The organism is Myxococcus sp. CA056, from assembly GCF_013336715.1.
Classification (GTDB): Bacteria; Myxococcota; Myxococcia; order Myxococcales; family Myxococcaceae; genus Myxococcus; species Myxococcus llanfairpwllgwyngyllgogerychwyrndrobwllllantysiliogogogochensis.
On record NZ_JABUMT010000002.1, the window covers coordinates 76,448 to 94,874 of the forward strand.

Annotated in this window: 11 protein-coding genes; 2 read left to right on the plus strand and 9 right to left on the minus strand. The window is 71.1% G+C overall.

The window, feature by feature from the left end; all coding sequences use genetic code 11:
* Positions 1 to 20: 20 nt before the first annotated feature.
* The gene (locus HUA76_RS08055) at positions 21 to 3,563 is read left to right on the plus strand and encodes a serine/threonine-protein kinase (protein WP_174460500.1); all 3,543 of its coding nucleotides are present in this window, start codon (positions 21 to 23) and stop codon (positions 3,561 to 3,563) included.
* Positions 3,556 to 4,443, plus strand: a complete 888-nt coding sequence (locus HUA76_RS08060; RefSeq protein ID WP_371745644.1) for a methyltransferase domain-containing protein — start codon at positions 3,556 to 3,558, stop codon at positions 4,441 to 4,443. Before HUA76_RS08055 ends, HUA76_RS08060 begins: the two co-directional genes overlap by 8 nt.
* On the opposite strand, the gene HUA76_RS08065 is transcribed toward HUA76_RS08060, so the two are convergent.
* From HUA76_RS08065 to HUA76_RS08105, 9 genes are all read right to left on the minus strand, one after another.
* Entirely contained in the window at positions 4,433 to 5,269 is an 837-nt protein-coding gene (locus HUA76_RS08065) for an SDR family oxidoreductase (RefSeq protein WP_141645848.1), read from the minus strand. The genes HUA76_RS08060 and HUA76_RS08065 overlap by 11 nt on opposite strands.
* Positions 5,270 to 5,294: 25 nt before the next feature.
* The gene (locus HUA76_RS08070) at positions 5,295 to 6,053 is read right to left on the minus strand and encodes a lysophospholipid acyltransferase family protein (protein WP_174460501.1); all 759 of its coding nucleotides are present in this window, start codon (positions 6,051 to 6,053) and stop codon (positions 5,295 to 5,297) included.
* Positions 6,050 to 7,018 carry a 3-oxoacyl-ACP synthase III family protein gene (locus tag HUA76_RS08075; protein ID WP_141645846.1) on the minus strand — a complete coding sequence of 323 codons (969 nt, stop codon included), beginning with the start codon at positions 7,016 to 7,018 and terminating at the stop codon, positions 6,050 to 6,052. The genes HUA76_RS08070 and HUA76_RS08075 overlap by 4 nt, the downstream gene beginning before the upstream one ends.
* Positions 7,015 to 8,946: a patatin-like phospholipase family protein gene (locus tag HUA76_RS08080; RefSeq protein WP_254614101.1), complete on the minus strand. Its 1,932-nt coding sequence runs from the start codon at positions 8,944 to 8,946 to the stop codon at positions 7,015 to 7,017. Before HUA76_RS08080 ends, HUA76_RS08075 begins: the two co-directional genes overlap by 4 nt.
* 66 nt (positions 8,947 to 9,012) lie before the next feature.
* Positions 9,013 to 12,186, minus strand: coding sequence for an efflux RND transporter permease subunit (locus HUA76_RS08085; RefSeq protein WP_174460502.1), 3,174 nt, complete (start codon positions 12,184 to 12,186; stop codon positions 9,013 to 9,015).
* A gap of 9 nt (positions 12,187 to 12,195) precedes the next feature.
* The gene (locus tag HUA76_RS08090; RefSeq protein WP_174460503.1) at positions 12,196 to 13,341 is read right to left on the minus strand and encodes an efflux RND transporter periplasmic adaptor subunit; all 1,146 of its coding nucleotides are present in this window, start codon (positions 13,339 to 13,341) and stop codon (positions 12,196 to 12,198) included.
* Entirely contained in the window at positions 13,329 to 14,987 is a 1,659-nt protein-coding gene (locus HUA76_RS08095) for a TolC family protein (RefSeq protein WP_174458189.1), read from the minus strand. Before HUA76_RS08095 ends, HUA76_RS08090 begins: the two co-directional genes overlap by 13 nt.
* A 132-nt stretch (positions 14,988 to 15,119) precedes the next feature.
* Positions 15,120 to 17,171 (minus strand): HEAT repeat domain-containing protein, encoded by a 2,052-nt coding sequence (locus HUA76_RS08100; protein ID WP_174458190.1) that lies wholly within the window; start codon positions 17,169 to 17,171, stop codon positions 15,120 to 15,122.
* A gap of 147 nt (positions 17,172 to 17,318) precedes the next feature.
* On the minus strand, positions 17,319 to 18,359 hold the full coding sequence (locus tag HUA76_RS08105) for a hypothetical protein (protein ID WP_174460504.1): 1,041 nt from the start codon (positions 18,357 to 18,359) through the stop codon (positions 17,319 to 17,321).
* Between the last annotated feature and the right edge of the window lie 68 nt (positions 18,360 to 18,427).

Sequence of the window (18,427 nt, forward strand, 5' to 3'; positions counted from 1 at the left end):
CGGCGGGCGGCCCCCCGCACATGCGTTCAATCCCACTGGATGCGACACAGCCTCGGCTCGAGGACCCGGCGCGCCGTCTCTTCGACGGCGAGGTCGTCGGGGGGCGCTACCGGATTGCCGACTTCCTGGGGCGGGGCGGGGCGGGCACGGTGTGGCGCGCGCAGGACTTGCTGAACGGCCCGGTCGCCATCAAGCGGCTGCACAAGACGGTGGAAGACCTGGTGAAGCCGCCCGTGGGCGAGAACACCCCGTCCTCCGCCGCGCGCCATGAGCTGGCGCTGTCGCTGGCCCACGAGTTCCAGACGCTGGCGTCGGTGAGACATCCCCACGTCATCAGCGTGCTCGACTACGGCTTCGACGCCGAGCACCGGCCGTACCTGGCCATGGACCTGCTGGAGGATGCGCGGCACCTGGTGCAGGCGGGCGTGAATCAGCCGCTCGACGTGCAGGTGGACCTGCTGGTGCAGACGCTCCAGGCGCTCGCGTACCTGCACCGCCGAGGCATCATCCACCGCGACCTCAAGCCCGCCAACGTGCTGGTGGCGCGTGGGCAGGTGAAGGTGCTCGACTTCGGGCTCGCCGTGGGACGCGAGCAGGTGCACCGCGCGCAGCCGGGCGGCACGCCGGGCTACCTGGCGCCGGAGCTGTTCGAGGACCAGCCTCCCTCGGAGGTGACGGACCTCTTCAGCGTGGGCGCCATGGCGTGCCAGATGATTTTCGGACGGCTGCCCTTCGACGGGAAGGCCCCTCCGGCGCCCCCGGACTTCCCGGAGGCGCTGCACGAGGTGCTGGAGCGCCTGGTCTCCAAGGACTCGCGGCGGCGGCCTCGCAGCGCGGACGAGGTGATTGCGGCGCTGTGCGCGGCCACCCATCGCCCGGTGCCCGCGGAGTCCGTCACCACGCGCGAGAGCTTCCTGCAGGCCGCGCGCTACGTGGGCCGCGCGCGCGAGCTGTCGCTGTTGTCCTCCGTGCTGGACGCGGCGCTGCTGGGGCATGGCGGCGGGCTGCTGGTGGGTGGAGAGAGCGGGGTAGGCAAGTCGCGCCTGCTCGACGAGCTGCGGCCCCTGGCGCTGGTGCGCGGCGCGGTGGTGCTGCGCGGCCAGGCGGTGGCGGCGGGCGGCAGTCCGTATCAGGAGTGGCGCCCGGTGCTGCGCTGGCTGTCCATCCTCACGCCGCTGGATGACCGCGAGGCCAGCATCCTCAAGCCGCTGGTGCCGGACCTGGAGCTCATCCTGGGGCGCGCCGTGCCGGACCCCGCGGAGCTGGGCGCGGAGATGGCGCAGGCGCGCCTGCTGCAAGTGGTGGAGGACATCTTCTCCCGGCTGACGCAGCCCACGGTGGTGCTCCTGGAGGATTTGCACTGGGCCCACGGGGAATCGCTGCTGTTGCTGTCTCGGCTCGCCGCTCGCGCCACGGGGTTGCCGTTGCTGCTCCTGGGCAGCTTCCGCGACGACGAGGCGCCCACGCTGCCCACGCAGCTTCCGGGCCTGGACGTGCTGCGGCTGCCCCGGCTGGACGCGGGCGAAATCGCCGTCCTCAGCGAGTCGATGATTGGCCCGGCCGGGGGGCGGCCGCACCTGGTGGAGCTGTTGCGCCGCGAGACGGAGGGCAACCCCTTCTTCCTGGTGGAGGTGGCGCGCGCGCTGGCGGAGGAGGCGGGCGGGTTGGACCGGCTGGGCGACATGCCGCTGCCGGAGCGCGTCTTCGCGGGTGGCGTGCGACGGCTGGTGCGGCGGCGCCTGGAGAAGGTGTCCGCCAGCTCGCGGGACCTGCTGCGCGTGGCCGCCATCGTCGGGCGACAGGTGGACGTGGCGCTCTTGAGGCACGCGGCGCCCGGCGTGGATGTGGAGCGCTGGCTGTCGTACTGCGCGGCGGCGGCGGTGCTGGACGTGGCGGACGGGCACTGGCGCTTCGCGCACGACAAGTTGCGCGAGGGCGTGCTGGAGGAATTGGCCGCGGCGGAGCGCCCGCTGTTGCACCGCCGGGTGGCGGAGGCGATGGAGGCGGCGCACCGCGATGGCTCGGAGCGGACGGCGGCGCTCTGCTACCACTGGGGCGAGGCGGGCGACTCGACGCGCGAGGCCGAGTACGCGCAGCGCGCCGGTGAAGAGGCCCTGCGGGTGGGTGCCTGTCGCGAGGCGCTGCCCTTCCTCGCGCGTGCGCTGGAGCGGGTGCCCGCGCGCGACGCGCTGCACCTGGGCCACCTGGAGGCGCTGCTGGCAGAGGCGCGCTTCCAGTTGGGCGAGCTGGCCGCGTTCCGGGGACACGCGGAGCGGGCGCTGCGGCACTTCGGCTGGCCGGTGCCCACCACGCGCCTGGGCTGGGCCCTGGGCACGCTGGTGCAGGTGGGCCTGCGGCTGGCGCAGAGCGCGCGGCCGGACGCGTACGACGTGGAGACGGAGGAGCGGCGGCGGGTGCGTCGCGTCGCTGGCCGCTTGTTGATGCGGCTGACCGACGCGTTCATCTACGGGCAGGAGGCGCTGCCGGTGCTCTGGGCGGGCCTGCGCATGCTCAACCTGTGTGAGCCCGCGGGCGCGTCGTCGGAGCTGGCGCGCGGCTACACCAACATGGCGGTGGTGGCGGGCACGGTGCCGGTGCGTCCGGTGGCGGAGGCGTGGGTGGGGCGGGCGCGCGAGGTGGCCGAGCGCATGGGCAACCCCGCGGACCTGGCCTACGTGCTGTGTCGCAACGCCGTGTACTCGACGTACATGGCGCGGTGGGCGGAGGCGGAGGCGTGGCTGGAGCGGGCCATCGGCATCGTCGACTCGGTGGGTGACCTGCGGCTCGCGGAGGAGTGCCGCGCGCTCCTCACGGTGGTGTCCTGCTACCAGGGGAAGTTCCACCGGGGCCTGCCGCTGATGGACTGGCTGGAGCACTCGGCGCGGCGGCGCGGGGCGCTCCAGACGCAGCACTGGGCGCTGCACTACCAGGGGTACATCCATCTGCGCCTGGGGGAGCACGCGCGCTCTCGCGCGGCCCTGGAGCAGACGGTGGTCTGGACGGAGGCGCAGGGCGGCCTCACCGACCGCATCATCCTGGATGGCTCGCTGGCGCTCCTGCGGCTGCGCGAGGGAGACCTGGCCGGCGCGCGGGTGGCGGAGGAGAAGGCCCTGGCGAAGCTGGTGGCCGGAAAGTCGGTGGCGCACTTCATCTACTTCCCCGTCACGGCGGTGGCGGAGGTGCTGCTCACCCTCTGGGAACTCGAGGGGGGCCGCGACGTGTCGCTGCTGGAGAACGCGCGGGCGGCGTGCCGCGCGGTGGAGAGCTTCGCCAAGGTGTTCCTCTTCGCGCAGCCCGCGGCGAAGCTGTGGCGCGGGTTGGAGGCGTGGCTGTCGGGTGACGCGCCTCGCGCGTACGAGGCGTGGCGCGAGTGTGTCGCCATGTCGACGGCGAAGGAGACGGCGTACGAGGAGGCTCGCGCGCGGTTCGAGCTGGCGCGGCACCTGCCGCCCGAGGACCCGGCGAGACGTCCGCACCTGACACGCGCACTGGAGCGCTTCGAACACATGGGCGCGCAGGACGACCTGGCCCGGGCGAGGGTGCTACAAAGTCCGGGTGCGTAGCGGATTGGAAGCAGGGGACGTCGCGTTGCTGGCCTGCCCGGCCTGCGCCGGGACACTGGTGTTCCACGGCCAGCAGGAGGAAGGCCGCCTGTCGTGGGGCTGGCTGCGCTGCGGAGGGTGCGGTGAGGCGTGGCCGGTGAAGCGCGGACTCGCGCGGCTGTATCGCGAGGAGTCGGTGCGCGGCACGGACCGGCTGATGCGCGTCATCTACGACGGGCTGCCGGCGCTGCATGACCCGCTGACGAAGGTGCTGACGCCGCTGCTCCAGTCCGTCACCGAGTCGAAGATGCGCGCGGGCTACATCCGGCGCCTGGAGCTGGGCGCCTTGCCCCCCTCGTCGGACGATGGAGCGCCCCTTCGCATCCTGGAGGTGGGCGTGGGCGCCGGAGCGAACCTGCCGCTCATCCGTCGCGAGCTGGGCGCGGGACAGGAGGTCCAGGTCTGGGGCGTGGACCTGAGCGAGGGCATGTTGGGCCGCTGCCAGCATCGGCTGCGCAAGGGGAGCTACCCGGGCGTGCGGTTGATGATGGCGGACGGGCACTCGCTGCCGTTTCCCTCGGGCATGTTCGACCGGGTGCTGAGCGTGGGAGGGATTGGCGGCTATCGAGACCCGGCCGCGGGACTGCGCGAGCTGGCGCGCGTGGCGAAGCCGGGCACGCCGGTGGTGGTGGTGGACGAGCAGCTGGACGCGGCCCACCGACCCTCGCTCCTCCAGCGCGCCGCGTTCCGAGCGATAACGTTCTACACGCGCGACGCGCACTGTCCCCGGGAGCTCTTGCCCTCCCGCGCGACGGACGTGTTGGAGGAACAGGTGTCGCCGTTCTTCTACTGCCTGCGCTTCCGGATGCCGAAGCTCGCGGTGGTTCCCGTCACGGGTTGAGCACCAGGTCCAACAGGCGCAGCGTCATGCCTCCGGTGAAGTCGATGGTGGCGCCGTTGAACCAGCCCGCCTCGTCACCGGTGAGCACGCCGACGAAGTTCGCCACCTCCTCCACCGTGCACATGCGTCCCGCGGGATTCATGCGCGCGTGGGCCGCCTCCAGTCGCACCAGGGCCTCGGGTGAGTACACGTGTTTCAGCGCGGGCGTGAGCACCGTGCCGAACTTGAGCAGGTTCACCCGGTGCCCCTTGCCGCCCAGCTCCATCGCCAGATAACGCACGTACATCTCCAGCGCCGCCTTCGACGCGCTGATGAGCGCCGTGTTCGACAGGTGCGTCTCGTCCAGCGAGTTCTGCAACCCCAGGAGCCGCGCGTCCGGCGCAAGCATGTCCTCGGCCACCAGCGCCTGCGCCCAGTACACGAACGAGTGCGCCATCGTGTCGAACGTCCTGCGCATGCGCCGCGCGTGGAGCCGGTCCTCACCCTCCGACAGGAACCGCCCTACCGATGCGCCTGCAATCGAGTGGACGAAGAGCTTCACCGAGCGAGGCCCCGCCACCTCGCGCAAGGCCTGTACACCCGCCTCCGCCGCCTCGGGCGTGGACGCGTCCGCCTGCCACAGCAGCGCGCGTCGTCCGGCCTCCTTCACCTGACGCTCCACCAGCGCCGCGTTGTCCACGTAGCGGCCCCGGTGGACTCCAAACACATCCAGCCCCGGCTTGCGCGCCACCGCGTTGGCAATCGCCGCGCCGGTGCCCGAAGAGGCCCCCAGGATGAGCGCCCATGGTCGCTCTCCCTTGCCTCTCTCCTCCTCCGAGTCGCTCATCGCCCCTCTGCCTTCCCTGCCTCGCTCAGTCCATCGCCTCGGGCCGCCGGCCGCGTGCCCGGTCCAAGAGCGCCTGCACGGCGCCCGCCACTTCCTGGTGTGCTGCCAACATCGACTCTCGCCTGCCCGCGTCGAAGCCCGGCTCCAGATGACGCGTCAGCGGCTCCCCCACCCACTGCGTCATCTTCACGGGGAAGGGCAGCGACAGCGGCCACACCCCCGTCGCGCCCAGGCCCAGCCACAGCGGCAGCCTCGCGGGCATCCCCATACGTCTGCCCAGCGCGTACCCGTCATTGAGTCCCAGGTATGCGTCATCCATGCCGCTGCCTCCCACGGGGACGATGGGCAGCCGGTAACGCACCGCCAGCCGCAGGTAGCCCAGCCGCTCGCCCCAGCTCACCTGGTAGCGATGCCGGTAACTGCGACATCCCTCGCGCGTGCCTCCGGGTTGCAACAGCACGTGCTCGCCTCGCGCCACCGCCTCCGCCAGCCGGGGGTCGTCTCCGGTGACGAAGCCCAGGCCGTCCACCACCGCGCGCATCCCGGGGATGCGTTCGAAGGCGCCGTGCGCCACGCCGTGTGGCAGGTAGCCCAGGTGCTCGTGCAACGTCACCGTCAGCATGCACAGGTCCACCGCGAGGGGGCGCCCGTGATAGCCGACGATGAGCTTGGCGCCCGGACGCAAGAGCGGCTCCAGGTTCACCACCTCGTAGCGGTGGTAGCGCCGCAGCCACCCGAAGGCGCCCAGCCACGCGGCGAGAGGCAGCCCACCGGCGCGCGTCATCCTCCCACCCGGTACAGCACCGCGCCGTGCGCCACGCCCGCGCCCACGCCCACCATCAGGACGCGGTCCCCGGCCTTCACCGGCCGCGTGCGCCACAGGCGGTCCAGGCTCGTGGGCAGCGACGCGGAGCCCACGCTGCCCACCGTGTCCACGACGCGCACCCCGCGCGCCGCCTCCACGCCCATCGCATCCAGGACGACCTCCAGCATCCGCCCGTTGGGCTGGTGTGTCAGCACCCACTCCACGTCGCGCAGGGCCACCTGGGCCTCCTCCAACACCGTGCGCGCGGCGCGCAGCAGCGCGTCCAGCGCCACGCGCGTCATCTCCTTGCTGGGCGTCAGGAAGCGCATCCGCTCCGGCTTACCCGTCGCGTGCGGGTTCTCCAGCACCACGTCCGTCGGCAGCGAGCCGTCGTTGCCCAGCGCCACGCCCAGCACGCCTTCCCCAGGCCGTCCGGCCCCGAGCACCGCGGCGGCGGCGGCGTCTCCCAGCACCAGGTAGGGCCTGGGGTCGTCTGGCGTCGTCGTGCGCGACAGCAGCTCCACCGAGACGACGCCCACCGGCCCCAGCCCCGTCGCCACCGAGCGCGCCGCGAGGTCGAACGCGCTCAGGAAGCCCATGCACGCGTTGCTCAGGTCCATCGCGTCGCAGCTCCCCGACAGGCCCAGCGCCGCGGCCACCCGGTTCGCGGTGGCGGGCGTGGTGACATCCCCGCCCATGGACGAGACGCAGAAGATGCGCCGCAGCGCCTTCGCCTCCAGTCCCGCGGCGACCAGCGCGCCGTGGAGTGCCTCGGCCGCGACGTCCGCCGCCTTCGTCCCCGGTGGCGCGAAGTGCCGCGAGCGGATGCCCGTCTTGCGCAGCACCTCCGTCGCGTCACGGCCCACGCGCGCGCACAGCTCCTCGGTCGTCACGGCCGGGCCGGGTTGCAGGCTCGCCGTTCCCAGGATTCGCACGGGAATCATGCCGCCTGCTGTCCTCCACAGCGCCGCCCGTTGGGACCGCAGTGCAGGCGCATCTGCTCCCAGTGGGCGCGCAGCTCCGTGAGCTTCCAGGCCAGCGCTTCATCCGACGCGGCGCGCTTCAGGATGTCTCGCGCCTTGGTGAACTCCATCGCCGTTCTCAGCGGAGTGTCCGCTGACTGGATGTCGTAACTCACGTCCGCCATCAAGCTCTCCGCGTCACCGCTGCGATGCAACAGCAACACACCGCTGGCAACAAGGTCCAGCGCCCTCGATACAGGATTGAGACCCGCGAGGAATCGGCCCACCCGGCTCTCCGGCATCCAGGCTGTTTCACGCAGGCCGAAGGGAAAGATGTTGCTGGAGAACACCAGGTCCGCGCCCGCGCTCACCAACACGCTCGCGGGCACCATGCTGGTGAAGGCTCCGTCCACGTAGCGTGCGGGAGGCACCAGCGTGGGCGCCCAGAGTCCGGGCGCCGAGCCACTCGCGCGCACTCCCCGTGCCACGGGGCCGCGCTCCAGCGCCACGCACTCGCCGCTCGTCAGGTCCGTCGCCACCGGCAGGAAGCGGATGGGCAGCTCCTCCAGCCCCACGTCTCCCAAATCTTGCGTCACCAGGTGCTCCAGCGAGTACGTGGTGAAGACCGCCGCCATCGCCGCCAGCGACAGCCGGTGGCTCATGGCCCGCTCCTCCAGGCGGTGCAGGCCCTCCAGGCCGCTGTGGCCATCCAGCGCGGTGCCACAGAAGTAGGCCCCCACCAGCGAGCCCATGCTGGAGCTGCTGACGAAGTCCACCGGCACGCGGTGCTCCACCAGCCAGCGCAGGATGTGGACATGGTAGAAGCCCCACACGCCGCCGCCGCTGAGCGCCAGTCCCACGCGACGGTGGGTGATGGCCCGGGCCCAGCGTGACAGCGCGTCCCGCTCCGCGGGGCTCAGGCCCACCTCCGTCAACGGCCTTGCGTCCACCTTCAGCGTCGCCAGTCGTCGCAGGTCCATCCGCAGGCGACAGGGCGGCAGGACATGCGCGTCCGCGCGGGGGCCTTCATGGGGTCGGCCTCGCAGCTCGGCTTCCCGCGTCGGATGTCTCGGGTCGATGACCACCGTGGGCAGCACGCGGTCCTTTCCAGGGCGCGGCACCCGGGTGTTCTCATGGTGTGTCACCAGGAGCACGTGCTTGTCCACGAGCGGCGCGCTGCCCGTCACCTGACAGCCGTCCAGGAAGACGTAATGCGGGTCGTGCTCCCGGGCCAGCTCCCGCAGGCGCGCCACGCTCAGGCGTCCCGGCGCCCCTGGTTCGGACGCCGGTACCGTGGCGCGCAGCACGCCGTCCGCGCCCTTCACCGGCAGCTCGTCCGAGCCCGACTCCGCCGTGCGCACCAGCAACACCCGGTCCTTGAAGTCGTGGGTGATGACCTTGGCCACCAGCTCGATGAGCTCGGACAGCGGCGTGTCCCGCACCTCGCTCGCGAACGTCACCACCTCCACCTGCGGCAGCGGGTCCTCCTGCTTCGGTGGCTCCGCGTGAGCCAGCAGTCGCTTCAGGTCCTGCCTCAGCCCCGCGCGTGCCTGGACGAGCGTCCACACGCCATCGCGTGGAAAGAAGAGGCCCTTGCAGGCGGTCGCCGCGCGCGCGGTGACGGAGTAGTGGCCGCCCATCAGCGCCTCGAACCCGAGTGGGGTTCCAGGACGCAGTGTCAGCAGCAATTCGCCGTCACGGTGTGCCTCCAGCTCTCCTTCGAGCAGCAGGAAGAAGCCGTGGGCCTCCTGGCCTTCCTCGCACAGCACCGTGTCCTTGGCCCAGGTGACATCCCAGGCCACATCCAACATCTGGAGGAGGACGGTGTTGCTGGTGTGCCGCAATGCGGGAGCGCGCTTGAGCGCGTACAGCCGACGACGCTGGACGTCGAGGGGCATGGAGCGGGCCATGAATCGCCGGAGGATAGCGAACCCTCCGGCTTGGGATATTGGGTCGTATCGGCCCCGCCACGTGGCTCAGGCCGGCTGTGGACGCGGCGGCTCGTTGGGCGGTGGTGTTCCTCCGCCATCGGGCCGTGCGTGTTCGTGCCGCTTGAGGAGTCGGGAGCGCGTGGACTCCACCACCGCGTACAGCACGGGGATGAAGATGAGGTTGACGAAGGTCGACAGCAACATGCCGCCGAACACGGTGGTCCCCAGGGACTTGCGCGCCGCCGCGCCCGCGCCCGAGGCGAGCACCAGCGGCACCACGCCCATGAGGAAGGCGAACGACGTCATCAGGATGGGACGCAGGCGCGTGCGCGCGGACTCGGTCGCGGAGTCCATCACGCTCTTTCCCTCGTGACGCAGTTGCTCGGCGAACTCGACGATGAGGATGGCGTTCTTGCTGGAGAGTCCGACGAGCATCACAAGCCCCACCTGGCAGAAGACGTCGTTCTGCAGGCCGCGCAGGTTCTGGAACCCGAGCGCACCCAGCATGGCCACCGGCACCCCGAGGAGGATGACGAAGGGCAGCGCGAAGCTCTCATACTGCGCGGAGAGGACCAGGAACACGAACACGATACCGAGTCCGAAGATGAGGAGCACGCGCCCACCTGCCTCCTTCTGCTCCAGCGACAGGCCCGTCCACTCGTAGGTGTACCCCTCCGGCAGCACCTCGCGCGCCGCGCCCTCCATGGCCTCCAGCGCCGCGCCGCTGCTGGAGCCCGGGGCCGCCTGCCCGTTCAATTCCGCGGAGCGATACAGGTTGTAGTGCTGGATGTTCTGCGCGCTGGTGATGGGCTTGATTCGCACCAGGGCCTCCAGCGGCACCATGTCCCCGCCCGCCGAGCGCACATAGAGCGCGCCAATGTCCCTGGGCTCGCTGCGGAAGGGCATCGCCGCCTGCACGTACACGCGATACACGCGGCTGGAGAAGGTGAAGTCGTTGACGTACTGGCTGCCCAGGTACACCTGGAGCGTGGAGAAGAGCGAGTCCAACGGCACGCCGAGCGACAGCGCCTTCTCCCGGTCCACCTGGATATCGAGCAGCGGCGTGTTGGCGGTGAAGGAGGAGAACACCCCGCGCAGCACCGGGGCCTGGTTGGCCTTGCCCACCAGCGCCTCCGTCGTCTTCGCCAGGTCCGACAGGGAGCGTCCGCCCAGCTGGTCCTCCAGGACGAACTCGAAGCCGCCCACGCTGCCCACGCCTCGGATGGCCGGAGGCTGGAAGGGCAGCACGCGCGCGCCGCCAATGCCGATGAGCGGACCGCGCAGCCGCTCCACCAGGCCCGCCACGCTCTCCTCGCGCGTCTTGCGCTCGTCCCAGGGCTTCAGGTTGACGAAGAGGGTGCCGTAGTTGGCGCCGGTGCCCAGGAGCGAGAAGCCGCCCACGGTGAAGATGTCCACCACTTCGGGCTGCTTCTTCAGCACGTCCTCCGTCTGGAGCAGCACCCGCCGCGTGTAGTCGAGCGACGTGCCCTCCGGGCCCTGCACGGCGACGATGATGTAGCCCTGGTCCTCGTCCGGGATGAAGCCGGAGGGCGTGGCCCGGTACACCAGCACGGTCCCGACGAGGCACAACGCGAACACGATGACCACCGGCCACTTCAGCGGGCCGATGAGCTTCTCCAGGAGCCGGCCATAGCTGTCGCGGAAGCGGTCCATGCCCTTGTCGAACTTGCGGAACGCCAGCCACTTCTGGCCCTCTTGAGGCCGCAGCAGCCGGGCGCACAGGGCGGGGGAGAGCGTCAGCGCCACCAGCGCGGAGAGGCTGATGGAGAAGGCGAGGGTGAGCGCGAACTGGCGGTAGATGGAGCCGGTGGTGCCCGGGAAGAAGGACACCGGGACGAACACCGCGGACAGCACCAGGGCGATGGCCACCACGGCGCCGGCCACCTGCCGCATGCCCCGCTGCGTGGCCTCGCGCGGCGAGTAGCCCTCCTCCATGGTGCGCTCCACGTTCTCGATGACGACGATGGCGTCGTCGACCACCAGACCCGTGGCCAGCGTGAGGCCGAAGAGGGTGAGGGTGTTGAGCGAGAAGCCGAACGCGCTGACGAAGAGGAAGGTGCCAATCAGTGACACCGGCAGCGTGGTGGCGACCACCAGCACGCTGCGCCAGCCGTGCAGGAAGATGAAGATGACCAGCACGACGAGGAGCACCGCCTCGCCCAGCGTGACGAGCACCTCTTCAATCGACGCCTGCACCGCGACGGTGGTGTCGAAGGCTGCCTCGTACTTCATGCCCGGGGGGAAGCTCTTCTGCAGGCGGTTGAGCTCCGCGACGACGCCGTCGCGCACCTCCAGCGCGTTGGAGCCCGGGAGCTGGAAGATGCCCAGGCCCACGGCGTCCCGGCCGTTGAAGCGCAGCAACTGCGCGTAGTTCTCCGCGCCCAGCTCCACCCGGCCCACGTCCCGCACCCGCACCAGCGAGCCATCCTGGCCACGCTGCACCACGATGGCCCCGAACTGCTCGGCCGTGGCGAGCTGCCCCTGCACCTGCAACGTGAACTGGAAGTTCTGCCCCGGAGGCGCCGGCTCCTGGCCCACCTGTCCGGCGCCCACCTGCACGTTCTGCGTGCTCAGCGCCGCCACCACGTCGGAGGCCTGCAGCCTGCGCCGCGCCAGCTCCGTCGGGTCCAGCCACAGCCGCATCGCGAAGCGCCGCTCGCCGAAGATGCGCACGTCGCCCACGCCCTTCACGCGCAGGAGCGCGTCGCGGATGTAGACGTCCGCGTAGTTGCTCAGGAAGCCCGTGTCGTAGCGGTTCTCCGCGTCGAACAGGCCAAAGGCCATGAGCAGCTGCGTCTGCGCCTTGTTGACGGTGATGCCCAGCGCGTTGACGGCGGCGGGGAGCTGCGGCGACGCGGTGGCCACGCGGTTCTGCACGTCCACCGCCGCGATGTCCAAATCGCGGTCCTGGTCGAACGTCACGGTGATGCTGCTCTGCCCCGTGTTGCTGCTGGTGGAGGAGATGTAGCGCATCCCCTGGACGCCGTTGAGCTGGCGCTCCAGCACCGTCGTCACGGCGCTCTCCACCGTCTCCGCCGACGCGCCGATGTACGTCGCCGTCACCTGCACTTCCGGCAGTGACAGGTCCGGGTACTGCTCGATGGGCAGCGTGGGGATGCTGATGGCCCCCGTCAGCGTGATGAGGATGGACAGCACGCTGGCGAAGATGGGCCTGCGGATGAAGAAGTCAGTGAACATGCCGTCCTCTCACTGGCCCGCGTCGGAGGCGCCGCCCACACCCTGGCCCTCGGGCTTCGCGGGCGTGGGTTTGATGGGCTGGCCATCGCGCAGCAACTGCAACCCCGTCACCACCACCTGGGCCCCGGCGTCCAGCCCTCCCGTCACCTCGTAGTCGTTGCCCGTGACTTCTCCCACGTCCAGTGGCGTGCGCTGCGCGACGGTGCCTCCGTCGGCCGAGCCCACCAGGTACACGAAGGACTGGGTGCTGATTTGCGTCACCGCGACGGTGGGCACGGTGAGCGCCTCGCGCGATGCGTACACCACCCGCGCGCGCACCAGCTGCCCCGCGCGCAGCCTGCCCGTGTTCTCGAAGGCGGCCTTCACCTCCACCAACTGCGTCGTCGCGGCGGGCGTGGGCGCCACGAAGAAGGCGGGCGCGGACACCAGCACCTTGCCTTCCGTGTCCAGCACCTCCAGCGGCGTCTTCCCCACCTGCACGCGCTGGGCGCGGTCCACCGGCACCTGCACGGACAGCTCCAGCACCTTGCTCTGGTCCAGCGAGGTGAGCCGCGTCTGCGGCGTGACGTAGTCGCCCACCTTCACCGGGATGTCTCCCACCACGCCCGCGAAGGGCGCGCTCACCTCGTAGAAGCCGAGCTGCACGCGCTGCGACTGGATTTGCGCTTCAATCGCCCGCGCGCTCGCCTCCGCCTGCTGCGCCTGCGCCACCGCCTGGTCATAGTCCTGGCGGCTCTGGAGCCCTTCCTTGAGTAGCTGCGCGCTGCGCTCCCGGGTGCGCCGGGCGAACTCGCGCTGCGCCAGCGCCGACGCGCGCTGGGCCTGGGTGGCGCGCAGCCCCGCCTGCTCCCTGCGTGGGTCCACCACCAGCAGCACCTCGTTGCGCTGCGCACGAGAGCCGGGGCGCACCGGAATCGCCTGCACGTAGCCGGCGACCTGGGGATACAGGGAGATGCTGCTGCGGGAGATGAGCGTGCCCACGTACTCGCCCGCCTCCTGCACCTCGCCGGGCGACAGCGCCAGCGTCTGCACGGACAGGGCCGTCCCCGCGCCGGCCTGCCCGCCCTGGGGGGCGTCTCCCTCCTTCGAGCCCTTGCACCCCGCCAGCGCCAGCGCCACCGCGCACCCCGCGCCCCATCTCCTCACCAGTCGCATGCCGCCTCCGCAAGGAATGCCTCGACGCGCGCCTGCTCCAGCTGGAACTCGCGCACCACCAGCGCCAGCTCCGCCTGTCGCAGCGCCGCCGCTGTCTGGATGAGCTCCAGGCTGGTGCCCGTGCCCACCTCGAAACTGCGTCGGGTGAGCCTGTCGTTCTCCTCGGCCAGTACCCGCTCCTGCGACGAGATGTCCCGCGAGGCCTGGGAGACCTTCACGCCACGCCGCGCCTGCGTGACTTCCACCGTGACGGAGCGCTCCAGTTGAACCACCTGCTGGCGCGCGACCTCCGCCTCCGCGCGGGACTGTCGCAGCAGTCCCTCGCGTGCCCCGCCGTCCCAGAAGGGCAAGAGCAGGCTGGCTCCGATGTTCCAGATGGGCACGTTGACGAAGTCTTCCTCCACGGTGAGGGCAATGGTCGTGCTCGTCAGCGATATCGAGGGCGCGTACTGCGCCTTCACCGAGCTGACCTGCCGCTGCGCCACCCTGAAGCGCGAGCGCGCCGCCGCCAGGTCCGAGCGCCCCTCCAGTTCTGGAAGCTGGCGGCAGTCCTTCCGCGCGCTCTGGAGCAGTTCGTCCACGCGCACGCCCTTCGCCAGGCCCACCGCCTGCGGCAACCCGAGTGCGAGCCCGAGCGCCTCGCGCGCCTGTCGCAGATTCTCGTCACCCAACACGACGAGGGCGCGCGCGGACTCGGCGTCCTGCTTCACGCGCACCACGTCCAACCGGGTGCCCGCGCCCAAATCCAACCGACGCTGCGCGAGGGCGAGCCGCTCCAGCGCGGTGCGCAGGTTGACGCGGTTGACCTCGGCCAGTCGCTCCTGCGCGGCCACCTGCACCAGCGCCCGGGCGAGCGCGCCGCTGAGCTGACGCCGCGTCTCCGCGAGCGACCACGCCGCGGCGCGCTGGGCCTCCCGCGCCGTGCGCCGTGCGTCAATGGCCTGCAGGTCGAACAGCGGCACGGAGGCCGAGAGGATTCCCGCGAACGGCGGCTGCGTGGGTCTCAGGGCGCTGTCCGTCCCCGTGCCCCCGCCGACACCGCCGCCAATGCCTCCCCCCACGCCACCGCCCACGCCACCCCCCGTGCCGCCGCCGATGAAGGTCGTCGAGTCGGGGTCCAGCACGTTGTACTGCACGCCCACCGTGCCGGTGATGACGGGCAGCAGGCCCGCCAGCGCGATGCGCGCCTGTCCCGCCGCGGACTCCACCTGGGCCAGCGCGGTCCTCAAGTCGGTGGAGCTCTGCCGCACCATGTCCAGCGCCTCCTCCCAGGACTTCACCTGGATGGGCGCGGGCGGCATGGGCGTCAGCAGCGGGTCCGACACTTCGGGCTGCGGTGGCTCCGGCGGGTCGTCGCTCGTCCCGGTGTCCTCACCGGGCCCTGGGGCGGACGTGTCCCATTGCCCCTGGGGAGGGGTGCCCCGCCGTGGCGCGCCGGGCGCCTGTGACGGCGCTCCCGGGGGCGTCACGGGAATGCCCTGTCCCTGGGCCGACTGTGGCCTGGGATTCTGGATGGGCAGCACCTTGGGCGCGCCGTGTCCCTGGGGCCGCTGTCGCACGGCGGACGGCGGCCGGGCCTGGGCGAGCGGCACCCCTGGCTCGGAGCCAGGGTGCGAGAGGAGGAGGGCGAGCAGCAGGGCGTTCATATCGGGTGCCCTGAGGTAGGGGAGGCACCCGATACCGGCCACGTACCCCGGGGCCGGTCCCCGCCTGTCTGACAAAAGGGACGAGAGCCTGCTCAGCAGTGGATGGAGCGCCCGCGGGCTCGCGTCCTCCGCTCAGCGACCCTGTTTGAGCATGGACAGACGCTGCTTCGCCGCGCGGCTCTGTGGGTCGAAGCGCAGCGCGTCCTCGAGCCGCTCCTTGCCCTTCTCCACCTGTCCCTGGACGACATAGAGGTCGGCCAGGCGGACGAGCGCGTCGGCGTTGTAGGGCTGCAAATCCAACGCCCGCTCGAACTCGCGGATGGCGGTGGTCAGGTCCTTCCGACGCACGGCGAGCTGCCCGAGCATGATGTGCGGTTGGACCAGCCCGGAGGTCTCCGGCCGCGACGCCAGCGCCTCCACGGCCGCGGTGCCGCGCGCGTCGCCGAAGCTCGCCAGCGTCAGCGCCGCGGACTGGCGCACCCACGTGGAGCCATCCTGGAGCAGCGCCGCCAGGTCCTCGGTGGCCTCCTTGCCTCCCACGGCGCCCAGCGCCTCGATGACGTCCGCGCGCAGCAGGCTGTCCTGCGTCCCCTTCAGCGCGGCGCGCAGGGCGGGCACGGCCTCGCGCTTGTATCGCCGCCCGAGCACCTTCGCCGCCACGCCACGCAGCGACGCGGCTTCCTTCGTGTCCGCGAGCACGGCCTCCAGCGCGGGCCGGCTGGTGTCCGCGGTCTTGTCGTCGAAGGCGTCCGCCAGGCGCACGCGCCGCTCCTGCCGCTTCGCGGAGTCCGGCCACATTTTCGCCAGGGCCTGGTCCATGGCCTCCGGCGTCTCCTTCGTGTGACATGTGTTGCAGGCATTGGGGATGCCGTGGCGCGTGGTGTTCTTCGGCGCGGGCACGTCGAGCGCATGGTCCGCGAACTTGTCGAGCACGCCGGAGACGACGGGCGGCATGTGACAGGCCACGCAGTCCTGCGCGGCGCGCCCGGTGTGCTTGGAGTGTTTCGCGCCCGCGGCGAACAGGTCCGCGTGGCATTGCTGACAGGTGGCCGAGCCCACGGAGATTTTCGCGGCCGTCTTCTCCGGCAGGTTCAGCTCGTTGGGCGCGTGTGGCTCGTGCGGCGCGGTGTGACAGGTGAGGCAGGTCGCATTGCCCTGCAGGTGGCACTGCGACTGGATGAGGGCCTGGTACTCGAAGCTGGAGGTGCTGGGGCGGCCGTCGGTGAAGTAGTCGCCGGAGCGCTCGTTGCCCACGAAGAGGACGATGGGTTGGTAGAAGTCCTCATACTTCTGGCCCGGCTGGAAGCGGTGCGCCAGGTCGAGGATGGGGAAGAGGGGACGGCGCGGGCCATGGCACTGCGCGCACACCGCGAAGCCCAGCTCCGAGGACAGCTTCGACGGCTGGACGATGTCCTTGGGGTCCTGCGTGTCGGCGTGCCTGGCGCCGGGCCCGTGGCAGCTCTCGCACGCGACGCCCGCGTCGGTGAAGCGCGTGGTCCACGTGTGGGTGGCGCGGTCGTGGCGCGCGTCGAGTCCGGTGACGTGACAGTCCAGACACGCGTGCTGCGCGCTGCGACGGAAGTTGGCCCAGAAGAACGGGTGGTCCGGCGTGAGCGCGCCCTGCTTCGTCTCCGAGTAGTCCACCCACTCGCCCTTGCCGGTGACGTGGTAGTAGACGGGCAGCACCTGCCAGCGACCGTCTGCGAGCACCGTGACGGGGTCCTGCATGCGCTTGCCGCCCACCACCCACTGCACCGGGAACTCCGCGAGCTGACCGTCCGCGCCCTTCGTGCGCATGAAGTGGTGCTCACCGTCGCGACGCATCCACGCCTCGCTGGAGTCTCCCTTGAAGTGCGTGTTCTTGCGGTAGTCGCCCACCACGAACTTCGACGTCGCGGGGGACAGCGCGCGCGAGTGCCAGCCCTTGCTCCATTCGGCGTGCTCGTCCTCGTGGCACTCGCCGCACGCCTCGGCGCCGGCGTAGACGCCGCGCGGCGGGTGCCCGTCCTTCACTTCGGCGGGCGGTGGCGTGGCCTGGGCCACGGGCTTGGGCGCGGTGGGAGGGGAGGCGCTCGCGGTGGCCGGTGTGGAGGCCGGGGGGCGCAGCGCGTAGGTGACTCCCGCGGCCGTGCCAAGCAATGCGAGGAGGACGAGGGCGAGCAGGGCGGGACGAGCAGGGCGCATGTCGGAAGTGCCCTGAGCCTGCCTGTCGCGCCCTGTCGTGACAAGCCGGGCTCCCGGGGATGGCGGGACTGGGCCGTCCTCCCGGGTTGGGCGGGCCGTCACTCCGCCCCGCGTGCGAGCCGCGGAGCGGGCGCGGCCGGTGGGTCGCTACTCCTTGGCGGAGTAGAACTCCGGCGGTCCGGCGAGCCACACGCTGGTGCCCTCCGTGCGCTCCAGCAGCTCGTCCGCCAGCTTGCTCCAGTCCTCGGAGGGGCCCATGGCCTCCATGCTGGAGGGCACGAAGCCGAGGAACTGCTGGGGACCCACGGCGAGGACCGTCGCGGTCGGCGCGCGGTACGAGCCCTCGTGGTGGTAGCCGAAGAGGCCCCAGGTCTTCCAGGAGCGGCTCAGCGCGTCGTAGCGCAGCGGCGCGCAGCTCGTCTCGGCGATTTTCTGGGCGTCCTCGTCGCTCTCCCCCGAGCAGACCTGAAGGCTGTCACCGAGCTTCACATCCTGGAGAGGACAGGAGACCTGAAGGGAGTGCTTGCAGTGGCCAATGGGGTTGGGCGTGCCGCGGTCGCTCCAGTAGGCCTGGACGAAGGCCGCCGCGCCCTTCGGGTCCTCCCACTGGATGGACTCGCCCATCCCTTCGAGGAAGACCCAGGGGACGGAGGTGGCCTCCACGAGCGCCTCGGCCAGATGCTCCTTCTGCTCGGCGTGTCCGATGGGCTCCAGGCTGAAGGGGACGTACCCCACATAGCCCCCCGATTCCCGGGCCGCCAGGGTGCCGGCGCCGCCGAGCGAGATGCCGCCATTCGTCGAGCCCCCTGGACGTCCCGCGACACCGCCGTTGTTGTTGCCGTTGCCGGCCCCCGGCGAGTCCTTGGCCGCCCTCGCACAGAGGTTGGTACAGGAGTTCAGCGCGTCCCTGTCAGCCCACGCCTGGCTCTCGTTGGAACAGCCCATGGCGGAGTCGAAGTTGGCGACGGTAGGGGGCGGGCAATGACAAGGTTTGTAGACCGCCGTGTACTTGCAAGCCGTATCGACCCAGGGCGGCGGGCCTTGATGGTCGTAATACCCGACGCCGATGACGCCCCCTGGCGTCCGCGCCTGGGCTGGCGTGCTCCAGGTGACGGCACCCAGGGCGGCCAGGAGCGCGAGCAATGAAATCCTCGAAGTGAAACGAATCAGGCGCGGCTGCGGGGACATGAGTGACCTCCGTCAATGCGTTGCACCAGCAGCCTGACTGTCTCAAGAATTGTTCACAATGGGTGTTG